Origin of the sequence: Kitasatospora sp. NPDC036755 (genome assembly GCF_040636595.1) — a bacterium.
GTDB lineage: Bacteria > Actinomycetota > Actinomycetes > Streptomycetales > Streptomycetaceae > Kitasatospora.
Genome location: NZ_JBEZUT010000041.1, coordinates 1 through 24,270 on the forward strand (window position 1 = coordinate 1; position 24,270 = coordinate 24,270).

A 24,270-nucleotide genomic window follows, 5' to 3' on the forward strand; every position below is an offset into this window, starting at 1 on the left:
GGCGGCGCCGTGCCGCCCCCCGCGCGCGCGGCCCCCCTCCCGGCGGACCCCCGGCCGGCCCGGGCGGCCGCGCCTCCCCCCCCGCCCGGGCCGGCGCGCCTCCCCCGCCGCGCCGAAACTGCCCGGCACCCGCCGGGACGACTGCCGGGCCGGGCCGCCCATCGCTCCTACGCTCGGAACCACCCCACCCTGACACCCCATCGAGAGAGGGACCGGACCCATGGCCAACCCCTTCGAGAACGAGGAGGGCCAGTACCTGGTCCTCGCCAACGACGAGGACCAGCACTCGCTCTGGCCCGCGCAGATCGCGGTGCCGACGGGCTGGCGCGCGGTGCACGGCGTCGACAGCCGCGCGGCGTGCCTGGAGCACATCGAGCGGACCTGGACCGACATGCGCCCGGCGAGCCTGCGCCGCGCCATGGACGAGGTGGCCACCCAGTCGTGAGCGCCCACCTGTTGCAGGACGCCAGGGTGGTCCGGCCGGCCCCCCGCCCGGACGCCGACCACGTCCTGGTGTGCCTCGCCTTCTGCGGCGGGGGCACCGGCCCGTACCGGGACTGGCTCGACCTCGTCGACGGCTCCACCGAGTTCGCCCTGGTCTGCTACCCGGGCCGCGAGGGCCGCTTCGCCGAGCCCTTCGCCGCCACCTGGGACGAACTCGCCGAGGACGCCGCCGAGTCGGTGCTCCAGGCCGCCGGCGGCCGCCCCTACACCCTGTTCGGGCACAGCATGGGCGGCTGGATGGCCTACGACGTGGCCGCCCGGCTGGAGGCCCGCGGCGCGCACGCCCCGGCCCGGCTGATCGTCTCCTCGTGCAACGCCGCCGACCGCGGCGTCACCGAGCGGGACCGCTTCCCGCGGATCGAGGACGCCGACGGGCGGCTGCTGGACTGGATGCGGGAGATCGGCCTGCTGCCCGAGTACGTCCTGGCGGACGCCGACCTCAGCGAGATGGCCGTCGAGCTGATGCGCGCCGACATCGTCGTCCGGGACTCCTACCGGCCCACCCCCGGGGTCAGCGTCGGCATGCCCGTCCAGGTGCTGTACGGCGAGGACGACGCGGTCATCGAGCCGGCCGTCGCCGAGCAGTGGGCCCGCTGCGTGCGCGGCGAGCTGCGGGTGGACCGGCTGCCCGGCGGCCACTTCTACCACCAGCGGCTCTGGGAGTCGCTGCCCGAGCACTTCGCGCCGAGAGAGGAGAAGCCATGACGCTCGACTGGACCGAGGCGCCCGGTCGGCCGGTGCGCACCGTGGTCGAGGGCGTGTCCACCGCCGAGGGGGCCGCCGACTGGATGCGCGCGCACCACGCCGAACTGCGCGAGGTGCTGACCCGGCACGGTTCGCTGTACGTGCACGGCCTGCCGATCGCCTCCGCCGGCGACTTCGCGGCCGTCCGGGACGCGCTGTTCGCCGCCCGCGCCAAGTACCAGGAGAAGGCCACCCCGCGCAGCGACTTCGGCGACGACGTCTTCTCCTCCACCGACCTGCCGCCCTCCCAGGCGATCCGGATGCACAACGAGAACAGCTACACCCTGACCTTCCCCGGTCTGCTGCTGTTCTGCTGCCTCACCGCCCCCGAGCAGGGCGGCGCCACCCCGGTGGCCGACGTCCGGAGGGTCCTCGCCGAACTGCCGCCCGCGCTGGTGGACCGCTTCCGCACCGAGGGCTGGGCGCTCACCCGCGCCTACGGCGAGCACATCTCGCTCGACTGGCGCACCGCCTTCGCCACCGACTCCCCCGCGGAGGTGGAGGCGTACTGCGCGGACAACGGGATCACCTGCCAGTGGGGCGAGGACGGCACGCTGCGCACCCGCCAACTGCGCCCGGCGCTGATCCGCCACCCCCGCACCGGCGAGGAGGTCTGGTTCAACCACGTCGCGTTCTGGAGCGAGTGGTCGCTGGACCCGGACATCCGGGACGTGCTGGTCGGCGAGTTCGGCCCGGACGGCCTGCCGTTCAACACCGCGCTCGGCGACGGCACCCCGCTGACCGCCGAGGAGGCCGCGCTGATGGACGCCGCCTACGAGCGCGCCACCGTCCGCGAGACCTGGCAGCCGGGCGACCTGCTGCTGGTCGACAACGTCCTGACCGCGCACGGCCGGGACCCGTTCCGCGGCGAGCGGAAGATCGTCGTCGCGATGGGCGAGCCGGTCGCCCTCGCCGACTGCGATCCGGCCGTCCCGGCGGGCGCGGCGTCCCTCCAGCCCACCCCGCTGTAGCCAAGGAGCCTTCGATGCACTCGAGTTCGACCGGCCCGACCGACGCCGGCCGGGCCGCCCCGGCCGCCCCGGCTCCCGGGGCCCCCACCGACCCGCTGCAGCGCTTCCGGGTGGCCGCCGCCGCCCACCCGGAGCGCACCGCGGTGACCACGCCCGCCGGCGACCGGCTGACCTTCGCCGAACTCGACAGCCGGGTGGGCGCGCTGGCCGCCGCGCTGACCGACGCCGGGGTGCGCCCCGGCGGCGCGGTGGGCGTCGGCCTGGCCCGCGGCGCCGACCTGGTCGTCACCCTGCTCGCGGTGTGGCACGCCGGCGCCGCGTACGTCCCGCTCGACCCCGCACACCCGGCCGACCGGCTCGACCACGTGGTCCGCGACGCCGGGATCACCCTGGTGGTCGCCGCCCCCGGCCACGACTGGGCCCCCGGGGTCCGGACGCTGGACCCCGCCGACGCCCCGGCCAGTGCCCCGGCGGCCGCACCCGTCCCGGTGCCGGCCGACGCCCCGGCGTACCTCATCTACACCTCGGGCTCCACCGGCCGCCCCAAGGGCGTCACGGTCACCCGCGGCGGGGTGGCCCAGCTGCTGAACGCCCTGGAGGCGCGCGGGATCTACCGGGACACCCCCGGTCTGGTCGCCTGGAACGCCAGCGTCTCCTTCGACGCCTCCGTCCAGCAGTGGGCCCGGGTCTGCCGCGGCGACGGACTGCTGCTGCTCACCGAGGAGCTGCGCGCCGAGCCGGAGGAGCTGGCCGCCCACCTGCTGGCCCACGGCGCCACCGACCTGGACACCACCCCGTCGCACTGGAGCGCCCTGCGCGACCAGGTGGCGGCCGCCGCCGAGCGGCTCCCCGCCCGCCCGCTGCGGCTGTTCATCGGCGGCGAGGCGGTGCCGCCCGCGATGTGGACGGACCTGGCCGAGCTCGCCGGGCGCGGCCTCGTCGAGGCGGTGAACCTGTACGGCCCCACCGAGTGCACCGTGGACGCCACGGCCGGCTGGGTCACCGGTGGCACCCCGCACATCGGCACCCCGCTGCCCGGGGTGGAGGCCCACGTCCTGGACGAGGGGCTGCGGCCCGCCGAGCAGGGCGAGTTGTACCTCACCGGCGCGGGCCTGGCCCAGGGCTACCGGGGCCGGCCCGGGCTGACCGCCGAACGCTTCCCGGCCTCCCCGTTCGGGGCGCCGGGCAGCCGGATGTACCGCACCGGCGACCGGGTGCGCCGCCGTCCGGACGGCAACCTGGACTACCTCGGCCGGGTCGACCACCAGGTCAAGGTGAACGGTTTCCGGGTCGAACTCGGCGAGATCGAGACCGTGTTGACCGACCACCCGGCGGTCGCGGCGGCCGTCGTGGTGCTGCGCCCGGACGCCACCGGCGCCTCCCTGGCCGGCTACGTCGTCCCCCGTCCGGGCGCGGCGGCGGACCTGGGCGCGGTGCGCGAGCACCTGGCGGCCCGGCTGCCGGCCTACATGCTGCCCTCGCTGACCGAGCTGGCGGAGCTGCCGCTGGCGGTCGGCGGGAAGGTGGACCGGGCCGCCCTGCCGGACCCGGCCGTCGAGGCGGTGCCCGACGGCGGCCCGGCCGCCGAGGCGCAGCCGACGGGCGAGTTCGAGGTGACGGTCGCCGAGGCCTGGCAGGAGGTGCTGGGACGCGAACGGGTGCTCGCCACCGACGACTTCTTCGCCCTCGGCGGGCACTCACTGATGGCCCTTCGGGTGGTGGCGAACCTCAAGCGGCAGCTCGGGGTGGTGATCCCGAGCCGGCTGGTCTACCAGCACCCGAGGCTGCGCGACCTGGCCCGGGAGGCCGCCCTGCTGGCTTCCTGAGCCGGCCGCGGCCCGCCGAGTCCCGGGGCCGGGCCCCTGGACTCCCCACGGCGCGTCACCCCGCCCGCCCACCGCGGCGGACGGGGCGGCGCGCCGTGCCCGTTCGCCGGGCCCGACCGGCCCGTCCGCTTTCCCGGGACTTCTTTCCCAAGACTCCTTTGCCAAGAAGTCTTGGCAAAGGAGTCTTGGGAATCTACGCTGCTGCCATGAGCGCCACCCCGAACCACCCCGAACCCGCCGACCGCCCCTGGCCGATGGGCCCCAACCCGGGCGGCGAGGTGCTCCTGGACGCCCGCAGCCTGCGCGGCCTGGCCCACCCCCTGCGGGTGAAGCTGCTCGGCCTGCTGCGGAGCGACGGACCCGCCACCGTCACCCGGTTGGCGGAACGCGCGGGCGTCAGCACCGCCTCGGCCAGCTACCACGTGCGCCAGCTGGCCGCGTACGGCTTCGCCGAGCCCGACCCCCGCCCATCCGGCCGCGAACGCTGGTGGCGGGCCGTGCACCAGACCACCCGGCTGCACACCGAGGACTTCGCCGACGTCGAGTCCGCCGCGCTGGCCGGCGCCTACCTGCAGAGCGTCGCCGACTACTACGCCGAGCAGACCCGCGCCGCCATCGCCGAGATGCACCTGCTGCCGACCGCGTGGCGGGAGGCCAGCAGCACCAGCGACTTCGCGCTGCGGCTGACCGCCGAGCAACTGGAGTCGCTGGTCTCCGACCTCTTCGACGTGATCGGGCGCTACCGCCGCGACGACCCGGACACCACCGGGGCCGACCCGGACACCGCCCCCGTCGTGCTGCAGCTCCAGGCCTTCCCCCGCCCCGGGGCGCTCACCGACCCGGCGCCCGCGCCCGCCGGGCCCCCGCCCTCCGACCAGCCCTCCGCCCGGACGCCCCCGCACCGACCGGAGTGACGAAAGGACCGCCATGCCCTCCCGGAAGCCCGTCGCCGACGCCTCGGTCCCCCAGGGCCACCGACGCTCCTCGCTGCACGGACTGCTCGCCGCGTACACCGTCTCCCTGTTCGGCACTCGGCTGACGATGATCGCGCTGCCCTGGCTGGTCCTCGCGACCAGCGGCAGCGCCGCCCGGACGGGCCTGGTCGCCTTCTGCGAGGCGGTCCCGCTGGTGATCGGCAAGACCCTCGCCGGGCCGCTGATCGACCGGGTCGGCTCCCGCCCCTTCGCCGTCTTCGCCGACCTGGTCAGCGCGGTGGTGGTCGGCCTGGTCCCGCTCTGCTACTGGCTGGACGCGCTGCCGTTCGGGGCGCTGCTGGTCCTCTCCGCGGCCATCGGCGTCGCCCGCGGCCCCGGCGACGTCGCCAAGCGCACCATGACCCCCGAGGTGGCCGAGCAGGCCGGCATCCCGCTGGAGCGGGCCAGCGGCCTGGTCGGCACCCTGGAACGGCTGGCCGGCACCGCCGGCCCGGCCGCCGCGGGAGCGCTGATCGCGGTGCTCAGCCCGCTCTGGGCGATGACCGCCAACGCGCTGTGCTTCGTGGTCTCCGCCGCCCTCATCGCACTGACCGGCCCGCGCGGCGGCGCCCGGCCGCGGCCCGCCGGAGAGCCGGACGGGGCGACGGGCGGGGCGACGGGCGGGGAAGCGGAGTCGGAGCGCTACCTCGACCGGCTCCGGGCCGGCATCCGCTTCCTGCACCAGGACCGGCTGCTGCGCTCGATCGCCGTGATGCTCAGCGTCACCAACCTGGTCGACGCGGCGTACGGTTCGCTGCTGATCCCGGTGTGGGCCAAGGAGTACGGCGGCGGCCCGGCCGCGATCGGCGCGCTGGGCTCGGTGTTCGGCATCGCCGCGGTCGGCGGGTCGGCGCTCGCCACCGCCTTCGCGGAGCGGCTGAAGCGCCGCCCGACCTACGTGATCGCCTTCCTGATCGCCGGCCCGCCGCGGTTCCTGGTGATGGCCTTCCACCTGCCGCTCTGGGCGGTCCTGCTGGTCGCCGTCGGCGACGGCCTGGCCATCGGCTTCGTCAACCCGATCCTCAACGCCGTGATGCTGGAACGGATCCCGCGCCCGCTGCTCGGCCGGGTCTCCGCACTGACCGACTCCGTCGGCTCGGCCGGGGTCCCACTCGGCCCGATGCTGGCCGGCGCCGCCGTCACCGCGGCCGGCCTGGTGCCGGTGCTGTACTCCTGCGCCGGCCTCTACCTGGCCAGCACCGTCCTGCCCGCGCTGCGACCGCACTGGCGCGAACTGGACGAACGGCGCCCCACCGGAGGCCCGAACGCCGCCCCGAACAACCCTTCTGACTCCACGTCAGCTCCTGCCGGCAGGCCCGAACCCGTCGCCGCCACCACGGCGACTGCCGCCGAAACTGCCCCCGGGACCTCCGCATAACGCCGATTTCTCCGCATAACGTGACAGCAGAGCCAAAAGACCCGAACCCCGGATCCCTCTGACCCACGGAAAGAGACGATTTCCCATGTCCAGTGGCGCGTTCGCTGCGGTACAGCTCAAGGGTGAGTACGACGTCGATCGGCTGCTGGCCGAACTCCACGACCTGGAGCGGACCACGTGGGCCGCCCAGCGCACCTACGGGGAGAGCCTCGAGCCCGGTGAGGCCACCGAGCTCGACTGGCGGGTGCTCCCGCTGCGCAGCCCCGAGGGCAGCGACGAGCGCACCGACCCGGGCGGCCTCGGCCTGGTCGGCTACGCCGGCACCTCCTGGCTGGCGCGGGCACCGTACATGGCGTCCATCCTCGACGCCCTGCCCACCGAACTCCGGGCGGTGCGGCTGATGTCGCTGGGCGTCGGGGCCGAGGTCGACGAGCACCGGGACGTCCCGTACGGGCTGCCGGCCGGCTGGGTCCGGCTGCACATCCCGCTGGTCACCAACGACCAGGCCGTCCTCACCCTCGGCGGCGAGAAGCACACCTGGCAGCCCGGCACCCTCTGGTTCGGCGACTTCTCCCGCCTCCACTCGGTGCGCAACGACGGCACCGAGCGCCGGGTCCACATGGTCATCGACGCCTACGTCAACCACGAGCTGCTGGAGCTGTTCCCCGCTGAGTTCCACGACGAGCTGCGCTGGTCCGACGTGCTGCTCAACCGCCCCGAGCTGCCCCTGGTCGAGGCCGAACTCCCCTCCTTCGCCTGCGAGTTCCCCCTTCCGGACGCCTTCCTCTACGGCGAGTCGGAGGAGCTGGCCGCAGCCGACGACCAGCACACCGCCGACGCCGTCTCAGCCTCCCCGGACCGCGCGGGCCGGATCCGGGTCGACAACGAGCGCCTGGTGCTGGACGTGGACGGCGAGCCCCGGGCCGGCCTGGTCCACCTCGGCGAGGGCGAGTTCCGCGCCATGGGCTGGACGGCCGAGCGCACCCTGAAGATCGAGCCGACCGGTGTCGGCGGCCCCCGGATCCGGCTGCGGATGCGCTGGGGCAGCCGGATGGAGGAGGTCATCCGGCCCGCCACCCCGGCCACCACCGTCACGGCCTGAACCCGCCGCCCCACGCGGCACACGAGCCCGGCGGCCCCCGGAAGCCGCCGGAGCGGGGGCGGCCCACACCCCACGGTGCGGGCCGCCCCCGCCGTACACCACCCCGCCCGACGACCTCACCGCCAAAGCTCGCCCACAAGCAAGCCGTTCACACCAACGGAGACCGGACGACCGCCGGCTCTTCCCCTTGCGCGGCGGAGGTCCACCTCGCCTCCCTCCGTGGCACCGCCAGCGGCCCGGTTGCCGCGGTCGGCTCGGCCTGCTGGGCGGAATGCGCACCGTCGCACTCTTCGTCGTCGTCCCCATGGCCACGTCCGTCCTCGCCGTCGTGGCCTACGGGCATGGGCCCGGGGCCACAGCCCTGGACCCCGCTTGTCAGCGGTCGGGATTCCGGAGCCGAGGCCGGGCCGTCAGGTGAGGAGCGGGGGATCCACGGGTGAGACCGGTCCCCGCCGATGCTGCCCGGTCTCACCGGGTGCCTGGCAGCAGGACGCGCCCTACCTCGTGGCCGTACCATCCCCGGCCATCGTGGTTCTTCCGGTGGCGAGCACCTCGCCCGCCTCGGTGCGACGGTAGACCACGCGTCGGCCCGTGCGCTCGCCGACCACGAGTTCCGCCTCGCGCAGGACCGCGAGGTGGCCGCCGACCGTGCCGAGCGACAGGTCGAGTTCAGCGGCGAGTTCACTGCTCGTGGCCGGGCTCTCCAGGGCGCGCAGGATCGCGGTGCGGCCCGTGCCGATGAGCCGGGCCAGGGCCTGGTTGCGGGGGCCGGCCCCGGCCGACTGCAGGTCGCCGGTGCCGCGGGCGGGGTACACCAGCGCGTACGGCAGTCCGGGCGCCTCGCACAGCCAGGTGCCCTGTCCGGCGCAGGTGTACGGCACGAACAGCATGCCCTCGGGGCCGACCACACGGTCGTGACCGGGCCGGTTGCTGAAACGGATCGCGTCCGCGCCGACCCAGACGCTGTGCCGGTTCATCCGCTCCACGGCGCGCGGCCACCCGTAGGCAGCCAGCAGACCCGCACGGTAGGTGACGTCGCGTTCGAGCAGGGCGCGGCGGCGCGGCCAGTCCGCGGCGAGGTGCGTGTCCCAGATGTGCCGGAACAGCTCTGCGGTACGGCCGGCCCAGTCGTGGCCGGTGAGCCACGCGCCGAGATCGTGCCGCTCCCAGCTCGCCTCCACCGCCAGCTGCAGGCTCGCGCCAACGGCCTCGTCCGGCACCCGTGCCATCTGCGCGAGCTCTTCGTGGAGCCGGGTGCGCATGCCGCCGGGCGGGGGGAACGAGACGTGGTCGGGCAGGTACTTCGTCGAGCTGATTAGCGCGACCATACCCCTGGCGAACGGGTCGGCGTCGAGCCGGGCCCGGAAGGCGGCGTGGTGGCGGGCGTGCCAGGGCGCGAGCCACGTGTCGGTGCATGGCCGGGAGAGGGCGATGGCGGCGCCCAGCGTCTCCGCGAGCGGCGAGAGTGCGAAGCGGGAGCGTGACAGGGCGCGGGAATCCAGGCGCAGCAGCACCATCCGACGTGTTCCTTCCTCCTCGGCTCGGGGAGACGCCCACCCCCACGAACTTTCGGCAGCCCGCGAAACGATAGTGCCACCGACCGTTCGTCCGCATACTCGGGCCGGTGCCCACAGCGACCTCTCCTTCCTCCGCCCCGGCCGCCCCGCCCTCCGCCTCTCCGCTGCGACAGCCCAGCTTCCGCTGGTACTTCGCAGGAGAGGCCGTGTCCCTGCTGGGCAGTTCCATGGCGCCGGTGGCACTGGCCTTCGCCGTCCTCGACGCATCGGAGCAAGCGGGAGACCTGGGTCTCGTGCTGGCCGCCCGCATGCTGCCGATGCTCGGCTTCATGCTGATCGGCGGCGTGGTCGCCGACCGGCTGCCCCGACGCCTGGTCCTCGTGTCCGCCAACCTGGGCTCCGCGCTGACCCAGGGCGCTATCGCCGCACTGCTCCTGACCGGCCACTACTCGCCGTGGCCCATCGCGGCCCTGGGCTTCCTCAACGGGGTGCTGGGGGCGTTCACCTCCCCCGCCCTGCGCGGCCTGCTGCCCGAACTGGTGGCCAAGGACGGGCTCCAGCGGGCAAACGCCCTGCTCGGCATGGTCAAGAACGGCACCAAGGTGTTCGGCCCCACGATCTCGGGCGTGCTGGTCGTCGCCGCGGGCGGCGGCGCGGCGATCGCCCTCGACGCGCTCAGCTACCTGTTCGCCGCCGCGTTCCTGGCGCGCCTGCCCGCCTCCTCGGACCGCATCGCCTCCAAGGGACGACGGCACCTCGCCCGCGACCTGCGAGAGGGCTGGGACGCGTTCCGGCGCACGTCCTGGGTCTGGCCGGTCACCCTGGCGTTCTGCGCCGTAAACCTGGTCAACACGGGCAGTTGGCAGATCCTGGGACCTCAGCTGACCGCCGACGTGTTCTCCCCCGTGACGTGGGGCCTGGTGCTCAGCGTGCGCGGTGTCGGCATGCTGCTGAGCAGCAGCCTGCTCTACCGGTTGACCATCCGGCGCTTCCTGCTGTGGGGGCAGCTCGCAGTCACGCTGAACGCCCTCCCGCTGCTTGCCTTGGGCGCCCGGCTGCCTGTGCCGTGGCTGATCGCCGCGTCGTTCGTCGCCGGTGCCGGCTCCTCGGTCTCGGCGATCGCCTGGGACACCTCCCTCCAGGAGCACATCCCGCCGGGGGTGCTGTCCCGCGTCGCCGCCTACGACGACCTCTTCTCCTACCTGGCCATCCCGGTCGCCCTGCTGGCGGTGGGACCGCTCAGCCAGAGCTTCGGCCCGTACGCGGTCACCACGGTGTCGGGCCTGCTGCTCGTCGTGATCGCCCTGCTGCCGCCAGCGGTCCCCGCAGTGCGCCGCCTGCCGCACGCGACACCGGGCCAGTAGTCGACTGGGCGGCCGAGCGCCGGGCCCGGCCCCGGGGGGGTGGGCATGGCGGGACCGGAACGGAACACTCGGATGCTCCTCCAGGAGCGTCCGCGGCTGATCATCGCGTTCCACGACCACTTCTCGCCGGGCAGCGGCGGGACGTCCGACATGTGCCTGCGCGGGCTGCTGAGGCAGGTGCCGGTGTGGCTGGTGCCCCACGAGGACGGGCAGCAGGGGATGTGGCTGGGCCTGGGGATTTTTCCGGAGGACCGACAGCAGCATGTCCGGAGCGAGTTGGAGGCAGCCTCGCGGCCTGGACAGACCGCCGCTGACTGAGCAGCGCTGACCATGATTCAGCGCTCTTCAGCGCCGGCCCAGCGGGTCTCGTCGGTGAGGCACCCTTGTATGAGCAGTTGTTCGAGGGCGCACACCATCGAGGCAAGGCTCCACCTCGTCGAAGCCCGCACTCGGCACGACCCGGACGCCCCCGCCCACGGCGCCGGCTTGCCGAACCCGCTGTTCAGCCACGCGGCCTGACGGCCCCGCCACTGCGGGCGGCCCGGCGCTCCTGGCCGCTCCGGCGCCACCAGGGCCGACAAGCAGCCGGGATTCCCGGCTCATAACTGACACCCGATAAACGTGCGGCCCGTCGGAGCAGATGACGCCGCAGGTTCCGTCGGCATGCCTACTTCCCGCGAATACTGGACCATTTCCGCGCCGAAGAGGCGACCAGTCCGCGATCGACGGCACGCGGATTCCCGGATGAATGAACAAATGCCCCGTCACGACCAGGTCGGAGGGGCCAGGCCTGCGGAAACGTGCCCGGCGAGGCGATGTGAACGAGCGTTCACGACCACATTGCGACCACCAAAGGAAAAGGCCGTTCCTATCATTTCGATAAGAACGGCCTCCGACCTGCAGAAATGCTGGTCGGGACGACAGGATTTGAACCTGCGACCCCTTGACCCCCAGTCAAGGGGTTCAACTAGTGTCGACAGTCGGGGCCTTGAAGCCTCGGCTTTTTTGTTGCTCAACTAGACTGAAAACATGGGAAGTTGAGACTCTCGCTGAAGATCCACGGTCGACAGAGCCCGAACCCGGCCGATGTCCAACCGGGTTCAAGTTCGCACATAGATGTCCGTAAGCGCCCACAGGCGCTCATGGGCGCCCACCAGGTGCGGTCCCCAGATGGTCCCCAGGCCCCCGGACCCGCCTTCGTCGCCGCGAGTGACAGCAATCTGTCGACCCTTCAGCAGGACCCTTCTGTCGACCGCCGCAGCCCGTCGCGCATTGCCCCTGGCAGACGAGGCGGTCCGGTCGGATCAGGGTCGACTACCCACTGGCTACGGATGGTGATCTTCCGGACGGTGTGTCGTCTTGAGCGTGTCCTCGCCAGCCGGTTCTGAGTGCTTCGCGCACCGCCCCACGCGCTCTGCCGCCACACCTGACACAGCAGCCACTCTTGCCCCAGAGTCACCAGGCAGTCCGGGAGAAGGGGAAGCTCGTGGGACAGCGTGCGCAGCGGGGCCGGGTGTACCGGCGGTGCGGGTGCCGGGACGAGGGCGGGAAGCGGTTGGGTGCGCGGTGTGTGCGGTTGCTGGAAGAGGCGGGTCACGGGTCGTGGACGTACTTGGTCGACCTGGCTCCGGAGGACGGCAGGCGGCGTGCCCGGCGGCGGGGAGGTTTCGCCTCCGAGAGCGAGGCAGCGCAGGAGCTGGCGGCGGTGCTGGAGGGTGAGCTGAGCGGGGCGTACGAAGAGCGCCGCACCACCGTGGCGGACTACCTGCGGGAGTGGCTGGCCGCGCGGAAGGAGGAACTCACCGTGAACACGTACGCCGGCTACAAGGCCTATGTGGAGAGGGACCTGATCCCGGCGTTCGGGCGGTGTCGGCTGCTGGACCTGCGGCCGAAGCAGATCGAGGACTGGATGGCCGCGCAGCGCAAGGCCGGCCGGGGCCGGGTCACGCTGTACCGGGTGGTCTCGACGCTGCGTAACGCGCTGAACCACGCGGTGCGGTCGTGGCGGCTGAAGTTCAACCCGGCCGAGCACTGCGTGCCGCCCAAGCCCCGCGCCGAGGAGCGCACGTGCTGGACGCCGAAGGAGGCGGCGGCGTTCCTGCGGCACAACGCGGAGCAGTACGCGGACCAGCTGGCCGACCTGTTCGAGGTCATGCTCGGTACCGGCATGCGCCGCGGTGAGGTCCTGGCCTTGCACTGGTCGGACGTCCACCTCATGGACCGCAAGCTCTTCGTCCGCTGGACCCTGTCCGCGATGGACAACGGCGACCTCCACTTCAACCAGCCCAAGACCGAGGCCAGCCGCGCCTGGATCAGCCTCTCCCCCAGAGTCATGACCGCCCTCCACCGCCAGGCCGCTATCCAGATGAACGCCCACCCCGACGGCCAGCTGGACGGCCTCGTCTTCGCCCACGCGGACGGATCACCCCTGCGGCCCCAGTGGGTCCTCGACCAGCTCCGCAAACGCACCGCCGAACTCGACCTCCCGAAGATCGGGCTGCACGACCTGCGCCACACCGCGGCCAGCATCATGATCGCCGAGGGCATCCCCATCGCGATCGTGTCCAAGACCCTGCGCCACGCCACCCTCGCGACCACGATCAACCTCTACGGCCACCTCTTCAAGGACTCCGCCGACCAGGCCGTCAACGCTCTCGCCCGGGCACTTGACCAAGCCCAGCCGGACCGGCTCCGAGCCCTCCCCCGTGGCAACGACGACCTGCCGCTCGCCGCGTAGAAAGTCGTCGCGGCCGGAGCCCCTCACCGGTCCGGCGAAACTGCACCGGGCCGGCTTCCTGGGGTGGACAACCTTCAGGCCGCGGGGTTGGAAATCGCGGACCTCGGCGCTGAATTTAGCGAGCGTAAGTGCGGCGCACGGTGAGGTCGGTGCCGGGGATGGTGGGGCCGAGCTGGACGAGGAGCCAGGCCAGGGCTGCAGGGTCCACGGTGGTCCGTTCGTCAGGAGGGGCGCGGCCCGGCACCCAGGCACGGGGTGACGGCCTGCTGGTCGGCGTCGGCAGGCACGTCGAGGAGGTGGATCGTGTCGTCGAGGTTCTGCCCGGTCCTGCCGAGGCGGCTCAGAAAGTGTTGGGTAATCGGGTGATCACTCGTTCTTGAGGTCGTCGGCGAGGCGGCGGGCCGCTTCGGTCTCGATGGGGCCGCGTGGTTCGATCGTCTCGCCGGCGAGGCGGGCGGCCATGAGGCGGATCATGGCGACCTTGATCATCGCTTCGGCGTGCGCGGTCTTGCGCTCGTAGTCCCGTGCCAACCGTCTGCACCGTCCCAGCCAGGGGAATGTCCGCTCGACCACCCACCTGCGGGGCAGCACCTGGAAGCCTTTCACATCCGCGTTGCGCGGCACCGCGACGATCTCCAGGTTCTCGTGCCCGGCTGCCCAGCCGACCAGGCCGGCATCGACGACGTTGACGTAGCCGCCGTCGACCCAGACCAGCCCGACCTGCGGAAACTCCTCCCGGACCCCGGTCAGGACGAGCTTCGCGCCCGCCCAGTCCTGCACCGAGGCCGAGTGCACCACCGCCCGCAGCACGAGACCGCAGGTGTCCACGAGCAGGTGCCGCTTGCGGCCCCACACGCGCTTGCCCGCGTCGTAGCCGATCGCCTCACCGCCCTGGTGACTGCGGGCCGACTGCGAGTCCAGGATCGCCGCCGAGGGCTGCGGATCCCGCCCGTCCGCCACCCGCACACGATCGCGCAGCATGTCGTGGACCCGGTTCCACGTGCCGTCCGCCGTCCAGGCACGGAACCACCGGTACGCCACGTCCCACGGCGCGAGATCGTGCGGCACCAGCCGCCACGCACACCCGCTGACCAACACGTACAACACGGTGTCCACAACCAGCCGACGCGGGAACTTCAGCCGACGGCCCGCCCTGCGCGGATCCCGAACCGGCAGCAACGGCTCGATCACCTCCCACTGAGCATCCGTCAACGACGAGCCGTAGGACGGCTTGCACACACAGACACACATAGCGGTGATCTTCGCGGACACCTCGCCCGCGAAGATCACCGCCAGATGATCACGCCATGCAGTCGATCAATTACCCAACACTTTCTCAGAAGCCGTTGTCGTACCGATCTTGGTGGACGTGGGTTCGACTGGAACAGCTCGGTCAGGTGATCTTGCCGCGTGCCGAGCATGAAGACAGGGCCTCTGGTGCAGCTCGGGGTTGTCGAGACCTTGAGTGCGCCAGGAGGCCCTGTTGTCGCAGTTGTACGCCCTCGCGCCGGTCGGCTCCAACTCGGCTGCCCGGGAGTGTGATTGTCTCGCCCACCGGTTCGGAAACGCCGTTGACCGGCCGCACAGACGACCGAGGTATCCCTCGGACATGACCGATGCGGAATGGGCTGTCGTGCGCGACGCGATGCCCGTGCCCGCCTGGCTGGAGGGAAGGGGTGGGCAGCCGGAGGGCTACTGCCACCGGCAGCTGGTCGACGCGGTGCGCTACCTGGTTGCGGGCGGCATCACCTGGAGGGCGATGCCCGCGGACTTTCCCGCGTGGGACTGCGTCTACGCGTTCTTCCGGCGCTGGCGGGACAGGGGCCTGGTCGCCGAATTCCACGACCGGCTGCGGAACCGGGTCCGCGAGGCGGCGGGCAGAGATCCGGAGCCGACCGCGGGCATCATCGACGCCCAATCGGTGAAGGCGGCGGCGTCGGTGCCGGCCGCAAGCCGGGGGTTCGACGGCGGGAAGAAGGTGAACGGCCGCAAGAGGCACATCGTCGTGGACACCCTCGGGCTGCTGCTGACGGTGATGGTCACTGCGGCCTGCGTCACCGACCGCGAGGCCGGCGGGACGTTGCTGGAGCGGCTGCGTCAGCGGCACTGGCGCATCACGCTGGTGTGGGCCGACGGCGGCTACACCGGGCGCCTGGTCGATCTCGCTCGCGACGTTCTGCGGATCGTGCTGAGCGTGGTCAAACGCAACGACGACACCGCCGGGTTCACCGTGCTGCCCAAGAGGTGGCTGGTCGAGCGGACGTTCGCGTGGCTGATGCGCTCACGCCGCCTGGCCCGCGACTACGAGACCCGCGCCGACACCTCCGAGGCGATGATCCGGTGGTCGATGACCATGGTCATGAGCCGCCGGCTCGCCCGGCGAGCACGCTGAACATCCCGGGGCGATCCTCGGCCAGCCAGCCCCGCGCGGCCAGGCGTTTCACCTTCGACCGCACTCCCTCCACCTTCGCCGCGACCACCTCCAGGCCCAAGGCCGCCGCGAGCTGCCGACAGTTCATCTCCTCTCCACTCCCCGCCAGGACCTCCATGAGCCGCTGGTAGTCCGGCGCCAGCGAGTCGAGAGCGAGCCCTTCCCTCCAGGTGGGAACCACCGTTCCGGGCACTGCCTTTGCGACCCTCGCCGGCGGCCGTTCACCGGCCACTGCGGTTGCCGATGCCACCTCGCCCGCGTGGGGTTCTGCCAGGACTTCGGCAACCGTCCGACGGGTGATCACGAACCGTTCCCACGCGGCCTCCGCCTCCTGAAGTTCAGCCTGCAGGGCCTCCACTCGCTGCCGGGCGGCACGCTCGCGCTCCTCCAACAGCCCCATCACCGACGGCATCCGGCACCTCCACCGAAGAGACGACACGACACCCCGACCCTGCCACCGAATCGCCGACACTATGCCTGACCAGCGGAAACGCACCCGTCACTCTCGGAAAGACAACGGCTTCTTAGGCCTGTGCGACGGTGAGCAGCAGTGGTGTATGGATACCGAGGCGGGCAGCGGAGTCGGCTACGGCCTCAGCCAGCCAACCGACCGCGTCACAGGACCACTCTGCCAGTTCACCGGACAGTGTCATGCCATGCAGGGGCGGACCGTTCCACAGGCGGTCGTCAAATGGCGGCACCGGGAAGCTACCCGGGAGGACACGTTCATCAGGCCCACCCACAAACACGTTCTGGTCCAGGACGCTGAGGCTGTGAGCAAGCTGCAATGCAACCACCGGTACCGACGGGTCGCGGCCGGTGTCGATGCGGACCTTAACCGTTGGCCTCGATCGTGGATCGCGCTCGCTGAACCAGTCGGATGTCTGCGCAGACGGCACCATCGCATAGGGCGGACGAGCCGAGACGTCGATCCCTTGAACCGGCAGGAGGACCTGAACTGCAGTGAGGCGCACGGCCCCGATCTGCTTGGTCGTGTCCTCCGCGCAATGCAGGAACGGCTGTACTGGCAACGGCCGGTCACCGACAACCGCGCTGGCCTCGACCTGGAACCACGAGATCAGCCTCGACGCCGGATCGGCAAGAGGGTGGTTCCATCCTGCGTCGTTCATGGCCCACAGCCCCGGCGCGACGATCATGCGCTTCTCGGGAGCGTGCTCTTCTGCAATGCTCGCCCGATCGTCAAGCCAGCCCATGGCAAGCGAGCGCTGGTGGAACAGCTGGTAGGCATCGTGCTCGGACTCAGGATCACGCCAGGAGTGCGGGACCAGCTCGCCGTAGAGGGCGGCTAGCATGGTTCCTGCGGTGCGACGAGCGGTTGGCGCAATGCCCGGCTGCGCAGCAGCACCCGGATCCGACATATCGCGCTCCTATGAACCAAGCTGTGGCTTCTACGGCTGGCCCGTGAGCGGTAGCCGACTAAAGGCTGTCTCGTAACTCGGCTGGCAGCGTTGGCAACGCGCGCGCTGCCAGGGGCCCGGTCAGTCGGCGAGGGCGAGGTTGTGCATGCGGGCGATGCCGCTGGCCGCCCAGTAGGCGGCCAAGCCCCTGCGCCGACGCGCGTGGAGGATCTTCCAGTTCTTCATGCGTGAGATGGCGTGTTCGACCCGTGCCCGTACTCGGCGGTGGGAGCGGTTGTCGTCCTGCTGCCAGTCGAGTGACTCCTGGCCGGGTCGGCGGCGGTGCGGGATGAGTACGCCGGTGCCACGGTAGGCACTGTCGGCCAGCACGATGGCGTCGCCACAGACGATGTCGATGCCTGACTCGGAGAACGCCTGGCAGCCGTTGCGGTTGCCTGGCACAGGCCTGCCGACGGCCAGGACGATGCGGGTATGTGCGTCGATGAGGATCTGCAGGTTCGCTGAGTGCTGGTAGTTCTTCGACGGGGCGGCCACGCTGCGGTCCTGGGTGGGGACCAGGGGGCCGTCGACGATGACCACGTCGTCGGCTGTGGGGTGGCGCCGGGTCCGCGCCAGAGCCAGGAACGGGCTGTGCTGGTCGATGATCCGGTGGGCGGCCGCCGATGAGACGCCAAACAGCGGGACAAGTTGGCGCATGGTCAGGTTCGTCCGGTAGTTGACCGCGATCAGCAGAACCCTGTCCTCCAGGGACAGTGCCCATGGCCGGCCCAGCCTGTACCGGTCCGGTGCCCGCCCGCCGCGGTGCTTCACCGCTTGGACCAGGCGCCTGAACTGGGCCGGGCGCAGCCCGGTGAACACTTCGATGAGCTCACGACGCTCCGCCGACGGCACCTGCACACCCAGACCAACGCCACTCAGCCCACGGAGTTACGACCTAGTCCCTCAGTAGACTCGGCAGTCCACGTCGGCCTGGTTCATCGGCCGCTCGGGGGTATCGATCTCGTCGATCACATCGACGTCTACGTGGTTACGCCAAGACGTCCGCTGGGTATCGCGGCAGTCGTGGCGGGCCACCGTACGGTTAGATTTCCCGCCGCCGGGCTTGAGCACTTTTGGCTTTGAACATGCCTTTTGGCGCCATGTGTTGTCTGTGTACCACTCGTACAAGCAGTTGTAGACCCTGGCACGGTCGTTGTGGCAGCTCCCCTTGTTCCACCACCCGTGACCAGACACTGCCACCCCAGTGCTGGATCGATGAGGGTTGTCCCTCCCACTGACCGGGGTGCAACCGAACGCCGCAGCTTCCCGGGTTGCGCCCAAGCCCTTGGCTCTGCCCATATCCATCACCCGACCGTCGGCATCCAGATAGACCGCGGACTCGTCGGGGTCAGACGGTGCGATGCCCGGCACCGCAGCGCCTGCCAGCTCCCCCCCAACTCGAGCGGATGCAGCTGTCGCCGGAGCCGACACGTCCCCAATCATAAGGGCTGCAAACGCGACGATGACGGTGAGGCGATATTTTCCGGTGCCCATGAAATCCTTCCTCATATACTCGCGGAGCGGACGCTGTTGGAGGATGCAATCGCCGCATCCCTGACCAGTTTCAAGGTAGTAGCACGGAATCAGCCAGCGGCAAGTGGGAACCTCAGCCTATGGGATGAAGCCATCTGCCAATCGGAGCATCCTGGATACCTGGTGATGAACCATCCAGGCACTGGAGGCTGGCGGCGGGGGCATCCCCCTGAGCCTGAGTGGTGGACACGCTGATACTGGATCTGCTTGATCCGGAGGAAGCGAGAACACCGCCGATGGCGATGAAGGACTACTCGGACGAGTTCAAGGCCGATGCCGTGGCCCTGTACGAGTCCACGCCCGGGGCGACCTACAAGGACATCGCCGCTGACCTGGGCATCAACAGGGCGACGCTGCGCGAGTGGGTGCTGCGGGACCGGGCACGCCGCGGTGTTGCCCCGGCCGACGCTCGAACGGGCGGGGCGGCGCCGGCCCGAGCGGCACAGACCGCGCCTTCCGCCTACCCGGACGAGCGGATCCGGCAGTTGGAGGCCCGGGTGGCCGAACTCGAGGCGAGCGAGCGGAAATTGGCCACCGAGCGGGACATCCTGCGCAGGGCGTCCAAGTATTTCGCCGGCGAGACGAATTGGTGAGCCGCTTCCAGTTCGTCCACGACCACCGGGACGCCTTCGGCGTGAAGCGGTTGTGCCAGGTCCTGGGCATGAACCGCTCCAGCCACTACAAGTGGCTCGGCGGGACGGTGTCGACGCACGGACCGCGCAGCAGGCCGCCGACCGGGCCCTGGCCGAACAGATCCGCGCCGTCCACACCGACTCCGACGGCGCCTAGGGCTCCCCGCGGACCACCGCCGAACTCCGCGCCGCCAGCCGGAAGATCAACGAAAGCGGGTCGCCCGCGTGATGCGCAAGTTCTCCATCCAGGGCATACGCCTGCGCAGGCGAGTCCGCACCACGGTCCCCGAGCCGTCGGCGACACCGGTGGCGGACCTGTTCTGACTAGCCGTTGCTCTATCGAGCTTGGTGATCGTGAGTTCGAGCCTGCCGACTCGGTTGGGTGATCTTCTGGCTGGCTGGGCATGAAAGTGGGGCCTCCCGCACAGCTCGTGGGTGTCGAATCCAACCGAGCAACAGGAGGCCCCTGGTGCTGCAGTCTTCCGTGTCCGCGCCGGTGACGTCCAACTCGGCCGCCCTGTCGTGTGATTGCCTCGCTCACCGGTTCGGGAACGCCGGAGACCGGCCGCACAGGCGTCCGAGGTATCCCTCCGACATGAGCGACGCGGAGTGGGCCGTCGTGCGTGACGCGATGCCCGTCCCCGCCTGGCTGGAAGGAAAGGGCGGACAGCCGGAGGGCTACTGCCATCGGCAGATGGTCGACGCCGTCCGCTACCTGGTCGCGGGCGGTATCGCGTGGAGGGCGGTGCCCGCGGACTTCCCCGCCTGGGACCGCGTCTACGCCTTCTTCCGACGCTGGCGCGACACGGGCCTGGTCGCCGAGTTCCACGACCGGCTGCGCGACCGGGTCCGCCGGGGCGCGGGCCGCGATCCGGAGCCGACCGCCGGGATCATCGACTCCCAGTCGGTGAAGGGGGCCGCATCCGTGCCGGCCGCGAGCCGGGGCTTCGATGCCGGGAAGCGAGTGAACGGCCGCAAGAGGCACATCGTGGTGGACACCCTCGGTCTGCTGCTGGTCGTGATGGTCACCGCGGCATCCGCCACCGACCGCGAGAGCGGCCAGAGGCTGCTGGCACGACTGCGCGAACGGCACTGGCGCATCACGCTGGTGTGGGCCGACGGCGGTTACACCGGGCGCCTGGTCGACCTCGCCCGCGATGCCTGGCGGGTCGCGCTGACCGTGATCAAACGCAGCGACGACACCGCGGGCTTCGTGGTGCTGCCGAAAAGGTGGCTGGTGGAACGGACGTTCGCGTGGCTGGTGCGCTCACGCGGCCTCGTCCGCGACTACGAAACCCGAACCGACACCTCGGAAGCGATGATTCGGTGGTCGATGAGCATGGTCATGAGCCGCCGGCTCGCCCGGCGACCGCACTGAACATCCCCGGACGGTCCTCGGCCAGCCAGCCCCGCGCGGCCAGCCGCTTCACCTTCGACCGCACCCCCTCGACCTTTGCCGGAACGACCTCCAGGCCGAGCGCCGCCGCGAGCTGCCGACAGTCCATCGCCTCCCCACGACCGGACAGGGCGTCCATAAGCCGCCGGTAGTCCGGTGCCAGCACCGCCGGGGCGAGCCCTTCGTGCCACTGCGGCACCGTCGAACCGGGCAACGCCGTGGTGATCCGCCCCGACCCCTCACCGGCCACCACCACCGGCGGCCCTTCTTCGCCTCCGCAAGGAAGAGCCAGGACCTCGGCCACCGTCTCACGGGCGATCACGAACCGCTTCCACGCAGCCTCGGCCTCCAACAGCTCGGCCTGAAGGGCCTCCACCCGCTGCCGAGCGGCGCGTTCACGCTCCTCCAGCAGCCCCATCACCGACGGCATCCGGCACCTCCACCGTAGAGACGAAACGACGCTTCGTCTCTACCGCCGAAGCACCGGGTCTATGCCTGACCAGCGGAAACGCACCCGTCGCTCTCGGAAAGACAACGGCTTCTCAGGCCAGCGTGCTGGACTGCCTGGTTGAGATGGTCCAGAGCCTGCTGCTCGCGCTGCGCGGCGGCCTGCTCCTGGCGCTCGATCTCTCTGAGGGCAGCCTGCTCGCCGGTGCACTGCGTCTCGACCCAGGTGGTGAGTTCTGCGGCGTCGGTGGACCGAGGTCGCCGACATTCGGATGGCGGCACGCTCGCCCTGCGTCTTCTCCCGGGTCAGAAGCTTGGCCTGGGTGTCCTGGGTGATGAGGGTTGCCCGGCTCCGGTGCGGACGGCGCGGTGGCGGGCGGAGTCGACTGGGGCTGGGGGCGGTCATCGGATTCCTCCGGCAGCAGCAGCCCCGCGCCAGTGATCAGTGTGGCTACTCCGCTTGCGGGTTGGTGGTGGTGACCGCGCCGTGCACCGGGACTACTGCCCACCCGGCCGTCCTGGTCCACCGGAACAGGGTGTGCCGGGCGAAGTAGCTCGCCAGCCACACCTCGTCCACCTGTTGCGGCACCTTCGGGTCGCCGCCGGGCAGGAAGGCCTTGTCAAGTGCCATGCCGATACTCAGGTGAGAGGAGTCTGCCCAGATGAAAAGCACGGTGTGCAGGCCGTCGTCCTTGGCGCGCTGGAGTTTGCCGAGCTTGTTGCCAGCGGTGCCGGTCAGCAGGAAAGCGTCGATGTACGGGGTGACCGCCTCGGCGGTGGCGGGCGTTGTGCCGGTGGCGATGGTGGACGGGATGATCCGGCCTCGCACCTCGGGGCCGGATCCGATCTGGGCGACAGCCCGCAGCCCGAGCGCCCGAAGGCGGGTGATGTGCTCGGGGGCAGGGGTGTTTGCGGGCATCTCGGTGTCCCAGTCGCGGACACTGACCCGCTCGACGCCCCTGGCTTCCAGGTCCGCGAGGACGCGTACGAGCTGCTTCGCCTCGGCCTCGCCGACCGGGGCGCCCGGCCGGAACTCGACGAACCAGCCCATGGACAACTCAATGTAGACCTCGTCGGAGTACTTCTTGTCGATGAAGCCCCAGAGCCTGGCCTGCTGTTGGTCGGTGGTGGAGGTGATCTCCACCGCGATGGTCGGCTCCGGGTAGCTGGGCGCCGCGAGCAGGAGATCGGGCATGCCGGGCTTGGAGTTGTCGTCGCGCAAACGCGTCTCGGTGCCGAGAACATGGTTGACCAGCGTTTCGGCAGCCTGCTCCTCGCCACGGGGCGGCTTCGGGTTCTTCGGCATGCGGGCACGTTAGCGGGCCAACTCGCGCGCCTCCAGTGGATTTCCTGCGGGTTCCTGTAGGGGAACCCACAGGACAAGAGGGCGCAGTCCACGGCCGGGTAGAGCACTCCTCGCCCCTGCCGCTCAGCTCGTCCCCGGGTCACCGGCGTCCGGCGAGCCGACGGTCGTCCACACTCTAAGCCAGCACGGCCCGCTAAGCACTGGATCGCCGCCCAGCGCAAGGCCCTGCGCCACGCCATGCTCGCCGTCACCATCAACCTTTACGGCCATCTCCTCAAATGCTCCGCCGACGAGCCTGTTCTCCCCCTGGCCGCCGCGCTTGACCCTGCAGATACCAACTGCGGGGGTCGCCGCCATCTTCGCCGGTTCAGCCGAGCAACCGCCTTGCCGCACTCGCAGGTCCACGCTATGTCCGGCTTCGCCACCCAAGGGATCAAGGGATCGGTGGTGCGGGACATCGAGCCATGCGAGATAAACACTTGATCTATTCGATCATCATCCATAGAGCATCTCAGGTTCGATTGATCAACCTGGGAGCCTCCATGGGTCAACCTTCAGTAGATGCGATGTCCGGGCGTGGAGAGCGGACGGCCGGCCCATTGAGAGCGGTGTCCTACGGGGGCGGCGTTCAGTCCACTGCGCTACTCGTCCTCGCAGCTCGCCGTGAAATCGACTACCCGACGTTCCTGTTCGCGAACGTCGGCGACGATAGCGAGCACCCGGCCACGCTCACGTACGTGCGAGACATCGCAGTTCCGTTCGCCTTCAGCGCCGGGATCGATCTCAGGCAGCTCCGAAGGCTTCGGCGCGATGGGGAGTCCGAAACGCTGGTGCAATGCCTCAGCAGACCCGACACTCGTTCCATCCCGATCCCCGTTCGCATGGCGAACGGGGCACCAGGGAGAAGGTCCTGCACGGCCGATTTCAAGATCAAGGTGATCGGTCGGTGGCTTCGCGAACACGGCGCCACGACCGGTGCGCCAGCGCACGTGGGCATCGGAATTTCCGTCGACGAGGTCCATCGTGCGAATCGCAGGCGCAGCGAACCGTATGAGCTGATCGAGTATCCGCTCCTGGACCTCGGGCTTCGGAGGACGGACTGTGTGCGCCTCATCGAGGAAGCGGGGCTGCCCGTCCCTCCGAAGAGCTCGTGCTTCTTCTGCCCCTTTCGCACGGTTGGGGATTGGCGCCGTCAACGGTCGCTGGAGCCCGATCTCTTCGCCCAGTCGGTGCACATCGAGGAACTGGTCAACCGCCGGCGGAAGGCTCTCGGCCGGGACCCGGTGTACCTAACCCGCTACGGCCGTCCGCTGGCCGAGGCGATATCGGGGGAACCTCCCGTCGTCGACGACGACGGGCTGTGTGACTCTGGCTGGTGCATGACGTAACGTCATCACCAACCCGGGCTGCGGCATCCAGCCTGACTATCTTCCCAAGGCCGCCTTACGGCCTCGCGGCTTCTGACTCAACCTCTCACCGGCGAGCAGCCTTGCATGTGCTTCTGCATCAACCGCCCGGCCGCGGGCTTGGGCATCAGCGATGAGCGTGTCGAGAAGCCAGAGCGGTGACCCCGATAGTTTGAGATCCTCGTCCGCAATCGTCCGCCGGTTCCGCCATCGAGCGATGGCTCGTTCGTCGACCCTCAGGACGAGAGCCGCTTCCTTGATCCCTGCGAGCGCCGGAAGCTCCTTCGAGTCCGTGAAGCTGTATCCGCCAGGGATCGTTGCTTTGTACTGCGCCAGTCGCCTTTCGGTGATTTCCCGACCACTGTGCCCGTCGAGCTGAAGTACCGTGTGGAGCAGCCAGTAGGGGTTCCCGGACGCGATGAGGTCGGGCTCGCCGAGGATGCCGTCGGTCCGCCACTTTTGAGACGTCTGGCGCTCGATGCCAAACAGGGCGGCGATCTCGGTGTGGCCGACCAGGTAGGGCAGCTGTGCGGCCATGACCAGTGTTTCTCCGGGGAGCATCGTCTACTCAGGCCCGGCTCACG

23 protein-coding genes are annotated in these 24,270 nt (G+C 70.7%); 14 read left to right on the forward strand and 9 right to left on the reverse strand.

Annotation, left to right across the window (positions count from 1 at the left end):
- Positions 1–220: 220 nt before the first annotated feature.
- The 7 genes from AB0E96_RS09180 (at position 221) to AB0E96_RS09210 (ending at position 7,499) form a co-directional block, all read left to right on the forward strand.
- On the forward strand, positions 221–445 hold the full coding sequence (locus AB0E96_RS09180; RefSeq protein WP_359820451.1) for an MbtH family protein: 225 nt from the start codon (positions 221–223) through the stop codon (positions 443–445).
- The gene (locus AB0E96_RS09185) at positions 442–1,209 is read left to right on the forward strand and encodes an alpha/beta fold hydrolase (RefSeq protein ID WP_359820453.1); all 768 of its coding nucleotides are present in this window, start codon (positions 442–444) and stop codon (positions 1,207–1,209) included. Before AB0E96_RS09180 ends, AB0E96_RS09185 begins: the two co-directional genes overlap by 4 nt.
- A complete protein-coding gene (locus AB0E96_RS09190) occupies positions 1,206–2,219 on the forward strand; it encodes a TauD/TfdA family dioxygenase (RefSeq protein ID WP_359820455.1) in 1,014 nt (337 codons plus the stop codon). Before AB0E96_RS09185 ends, AB0E96_RS09190 begins: the two co-directional genes overlap by 4 nt.
- Before the next feature lie 14 nt (positions 2,220–2,233).
- Positions 2,234–4,045: a non-ribosomal peptide synthetase gene (locus AB0E96_RS09195; RefSeq protein ID WP_359820458.1), complete on the forward strand. Its 1,812-nt coding sequence runs from the start codon at positions 2,234–2,236 to the stop codon at positions 4,043–4,045.
- A gap of 206 nt (positions 4,046–4,251) precedes the next feature.
- Positions 4,252–4,959 carry a helix-turn-helix domain-containing protein gene (locus AB0E96_RS09200; protein WP_359820460.1) on the forward strand — a complete coding sequence of 236 codons (708 nt, stop codon included), beginning with the start codon at positions 4,252–4,254 and terminating at the stop codon, positions 4,957–4,959.
- Positions 4,960–4,972: 13 nt separating this feature from the next.
- On the forward strand, positions 4,973–6,397 hold the full coding sequence (locus AB0E96_RS09205; protein ID WP_359820463.1) for an MFS transporter: 1,425 nt from the start codon (positions 4,973–4,975) through the stop codon (positions 6,395–6,397).
- 85 nt (positions 6,398–6,482) lie between these two features.
- The gene (locus AB0E96_RS09210; protein ID WP_359820465.1) at positions 6,483–7,499 is read left to right on the forward strand and encodes an aspartyl/asparaginyl beta-hydroxylase domain-containing protein; all 1,017 of its coding nucleotides are present in this window, start codon (positions 6,483–6,485) and stop codon (positions 7,497–7,499) included.
- A 497-nt stretch (positions 7,500–7,996) separates the two neighbouring features.
- Here the strand turns inward: AB0E96_RS09210 and AB0E96_RS09215 are convergent, their stop codons facing one another.
- A complete protein-coding gene (locus AB0E96_RS09215; RefSeq protein ID WP_359820467.1) occupies positions 7,997–9,016 on the reverse strand; it encodes a helix-turn-helix domain-containing protein in 1,020 nt (339 codons plus the stop codon).
- Between the two features lie 107 nt (positions 9,017–9,123).
- On the opposite strand from AB0E96_RS09215, the gene AB0E96_RS09220 reads away from it, so the two are divergent.
- From AB0E96_RS09220 to AB0E96_RS09230, 3 genes are all read left to right on the forward strand, one after another.
- Positions 9,124–10,380, forward strand: a complete 1,257-nt coding sequence (locus tag AB0E96_RS09220; protein ID WP_359820469.1) for an MFS transporter — start codon at positions 9,124–9,126, stop codon at positions 10,378–10,380.
- A gap of 72 nt (positions 10,381–10,452) precedes the next feature.
- On the forward strand, positions 10,453–10,698 hold the full coding sequence (locus AB0E96_RS09225) for a hypothetical protein (protein WP_359820471.1): 246 nt from the start codon (positions 10,453–10,455) through the stop codon (positions 10,696–10,698).
- A 1,294-nt stretch (positions 10,699–11,992) separates the two neighbouring features.
- On the forward strand, positions 11,993–13,117 hold the full coding sequence (locus AB0E96_RS09230; protein WP_359820474.1) for a site-specific integrase: 1,125 nt from the start codon (positions 11,993–11,995) through the stop codon (positions 13,115–13,117).
- A 366-nt stretch (positions 13,118–13,483) separates the two neighbouring features.
- Here the strand turns inward: AB0E96_RS09230 and AB0E96_RS09235 are convergent, their stop codons facing one another.
- Complete coding sequence (locus AB0E96_RS09235; RefSeq protein WP_359820522.1) at positions 13,484–14,368, reverse strand: IS5 family transposase; 885 nt, start codon at positions 14,366–14,368, stop codon at positions 13,484–13,486.
- A gap of 358 nt (positions 14,369–14,726) precedes the next feature.
- Between AB0E96_RS09235 and AB0E96_RS09240 the strand changes: the two genes are divergently transcribed.
- On the forward strand, positions 14,727–15,509 hold the full coding sequence (locus AB0E96_RS09240; RefSeq protein ID WP_359820477.1) for an IS5 family transposase: 783 nt from the start codon (positions 14,727–14,729) through the stop codon (positions 15,507–15,509).
- Here AB0E96_RS09240 and AB0E96_RS09245 read toward each other — a convergent pair.
- From AB0E96_RS09245 to AB0E96_RS09260, 4 genes are all read right to left on the reverse strand, one after another.
- Complete coding sequence (locus AB0E96_RS09245) at positions 15,475–15,960, reverse strand: hypothetical protein (RefSeq protein ID WP_359820479.1); 486 nt, start codon at positions 15,958–15,960, stop codon at positions 15,475–15,477. The two genes, AB0E96_RS09240 and AB0E96_RS09245, sit on opposite strands and share 35 nt — an antisense overlap.
- 112 nt (positions 15,961–16,072) lie before the next feature.
- Positions 16,073–16,927: a hypothetical protein gene (locus AB0E96_RS09250; RefSeq protein ID WP_359820482.1), complete on the reverse strand. Its 855-nt coding sequence runs from the start codon at positions 16,925–16,927 to the stop codon at positions 16,073–16,075.
- Between the two features lie 120 nt (positions 16,928–17,047).
- Positions 17,048–17,824, reverse strand: coding sequence for a transposase (locus tag AB0E96_RS09255; protein ID WP_359820484.1), 777 nt, complete (start codon positions 17,822–17,824; stop codon positions 17,048–17,050).
- 45 nt (positions 17,825–17,869) lie between these two features.
- Positions 17,870–18,475, reverse strand: coding sequence for a hypothetical protein (locus AB0E96_RS09260; protein ID WP_359820487.1), 606 nt, complete (start codon positions 18,473–18,475; stop codon positions 17,870–17,872).
- Between the two features lie 203 nt (positions 18,476–18,678).
- Between AB0E96_RS09260 and AB0E96_RS09265 the strand changes: the two genes are divergently transcribed.
- Both AB0E96_RS09265 and AB0E96_RS09270 read left to right on the forward strand, forming a co-directional pair.
- The gene (locus AB0E96_RS09265; RefSeq protein WP_359820490.1) at positions 18,679–19,092 is read left to right on the forward strand and encodes a transposase; all 414 of its coding nucleotides are present in this window, start codon (positions 18,679–18,681) and stop codon (positions 19,090–19,092) included.
- A 634-nt stretch (positions 19,093–19,726) separates the two neighbouring features.
- A complete protein-coding gene (locus AB0E96_RS09270) occupies positions 19,727–20,509 on the forward strand; it encodes an IS5 family transposase (protein WP_359820492.1) in 783 nt (260 codons plus the stop codon).
- Here AB0E96_RS09270 and AB0E96_RS09275 read toward each other — a convergent pair.
- Together AB0E96_RS09275 and AB0E96_RS09280 are read right to left on the reverse strand one after the other, a co-directional pair.
- Positions 20,475–20,957: a hypothetical protein gene (locus tag AB0E96_RS09275; protein WP_359820495.1), complete on the reverse strand. Its 483-nt coding sequence runs from the start codon at positions 20,955–20,957 to the stop codon at positions 20,475–20,477. The genes AB0E96_RS09270 and AB0E96_RS09275 overlap by 35 nt on opposite strands.
- Positions 20,958–21,425: 468 nt before the next feature.
- On the reverse strand, positions 21,426–22,280 hold the full coding sequence (locus AB0E96_RS09280; RefSeq protein ID WP_359820497.1) for a hypothetical protein: 855 nt from the start codon (positions 22,278–22,280) through the stop codon (positions 21,426–21,428).
- Between the two features lie 479 nt (positions 22,281–22,759).
- Between AB0E96_RS09280 and AB0E96_RS09285 the strand changes: the two genes are divergently transcribed.
- On the forward strand, positions 22,760–23,668 hold the full coding sequence (locus AB0E96_RS09285) for a phosphoadenosine phosphosulfate reductase (RefSeq protein ID WP_359820499.1): 909 nt from the start codon (positions 22,760–22,762) through the stop codon (positions 23,666–23,668).
- A 36-nt stretch (positions 23,669–23,704) separates the two neighbouring features.
- On the opposite strand, the gene AB0E96_RS09290 is transcribed toward AB0E96_RS09285, so the two are convergent.
- Complete coding sequence (locus AB0E96_RS09290) at positions 23,705–24,223, reverse strand: hypothetical protein (protein WP_359820501.1); 519 nt, start codon at positions 24,221–24,223, stop codon at positions 23,705–23,707.
- Positions 24,224–24,270: the final 47 nt, after the last annotated feature.

Excerpts from the sequence above, each read along its gene's own strand:
- AB0E96_RS09260 (WP_359820487.1), bottom strand. The coding sequence starts at position 18,475 with ATGAGGAAGGATTTCATGGGCACCGGAAAATATCGCCTCACCGTCATC.
- AB0E96_RS09280 (WP_359820497.1), bottom strand. The coding sequence starts at position 22,280 with ATGCCGAAGAACCCGAAGCCGCCCCGTGGCGAGGAGCAGGCTGCCGAA.
- AB0E96_RS09245 (WP_359820479.1), bottom strand. The coding sequence starts at position 15,960 with ATGCCGTCGGTGATGGGGCTGTTGGAGGAGCGCGAGCGTGCCGCCCGG.
- AB0E96_RS09290 (WP_359820501.1), bottom strand. The coding sequence starts at position 24,223 with ATGGCCGCACAGCTGCCCTACCTGGTCGGCCACACCGAGATCGCCGCC.
- AB0E96_RS09215 (WP_359820467.1), bottom strand. The coding sequence starts at position 9,016 with ATGGTGCTGCTGCGCCTGGATTCCCGCGCCCTGTCACGCTCCCGCTTC.
- AB0E96_RS09250 (WP_359820482.1), bottom strand. The coding sequence starts at position 16,927 with ATGTCGGATCCGGGTGCTGCTGCGCAGCCGGGCATTGCGCCAACCGCT.
- AB0E96_RS09270 (WP_359820492.1), top strand. The coding sequence starts at position 19,727 with ATGAGCGACGCGGAGTGGGCCGTCGTGCGTGACGCGATGCCCGTCCCC.
- AB0E96_RS09200 (WP_359820460.1), top strand. The coding sequence starts at position 4,252 with ATGAGCGCCACCCCGAACCACCCCGAACCCGCCGACCGCCCCTGGCCG.
- AB0E96_RS09190 (WP_359820455.1), top strand. The coding sequence starts at position 1,206 with ATGACGCTCGACTGGACCGAGGCGCCCGGTCGGCCGGTGCGCACCGTG.
- AB0E96_RS09195 (WP_359820458.1), top strand. The coding sequence starts at position 2,234 with ATGCACTCGAGTTCGACCGGCCCGACCGACGCCGGCCGGGCCGCCCCG.
- AB0E96_RS09275 (WP_359820495.1), bottom strand. The coding sequence starts at position 20,957 with ATGCCGTCGGTGATGGGGCTGCTGGAGGAGCGTGAACGCGCCGCTCGG.
- AB0E96_RS09225 (WP_359820471.1), top strand. The coding sequence starts at position 10,453 with ATGCTCCTCCAGGAGCGTCCGCGGCTGATCATCGCGTTCCACGACCAC.
- AB0E96_RS09205 (WP_359820463.1), top strand. The coding sequence starts at position 4,973 with ATGCCCTCCCGGAAGCCCGTCGCCGACGCCTCGGTCCCCCAGGGCCAC.
- AB0E96_RS09180 (WP_359820451.1), top strand. The coding sequence starts at position 221 with ATGGCCAACCCCTTCGAGAACGAGGAGGGCCAGTACCTGGTCCTCGCC.
- AB0E96_RS09210 (WP_359820465.1), top strand. The coding sequence starts at position 6,483 with ATGTCCAGTGGCGCGTTCGCTGCGGTACAGCTCAAGGGTGAGTACGAC.
- AB0E96_RS09240 (WP_359820477.1), top strand. The coding sequence starts at position 14,727 with ATGACCGATGCGGAATGGGCTGTCGTGCGCGACGCGATGCCCGTGCCC.
- AB0E96_RS09235 (WP_359820522.1), bottom strand. The coding sequence starts at position 14,368 with ATGTGTGTCTGTGTGTGCAAGCCGTCCTACGGCTCGTCGTTGACGGAT.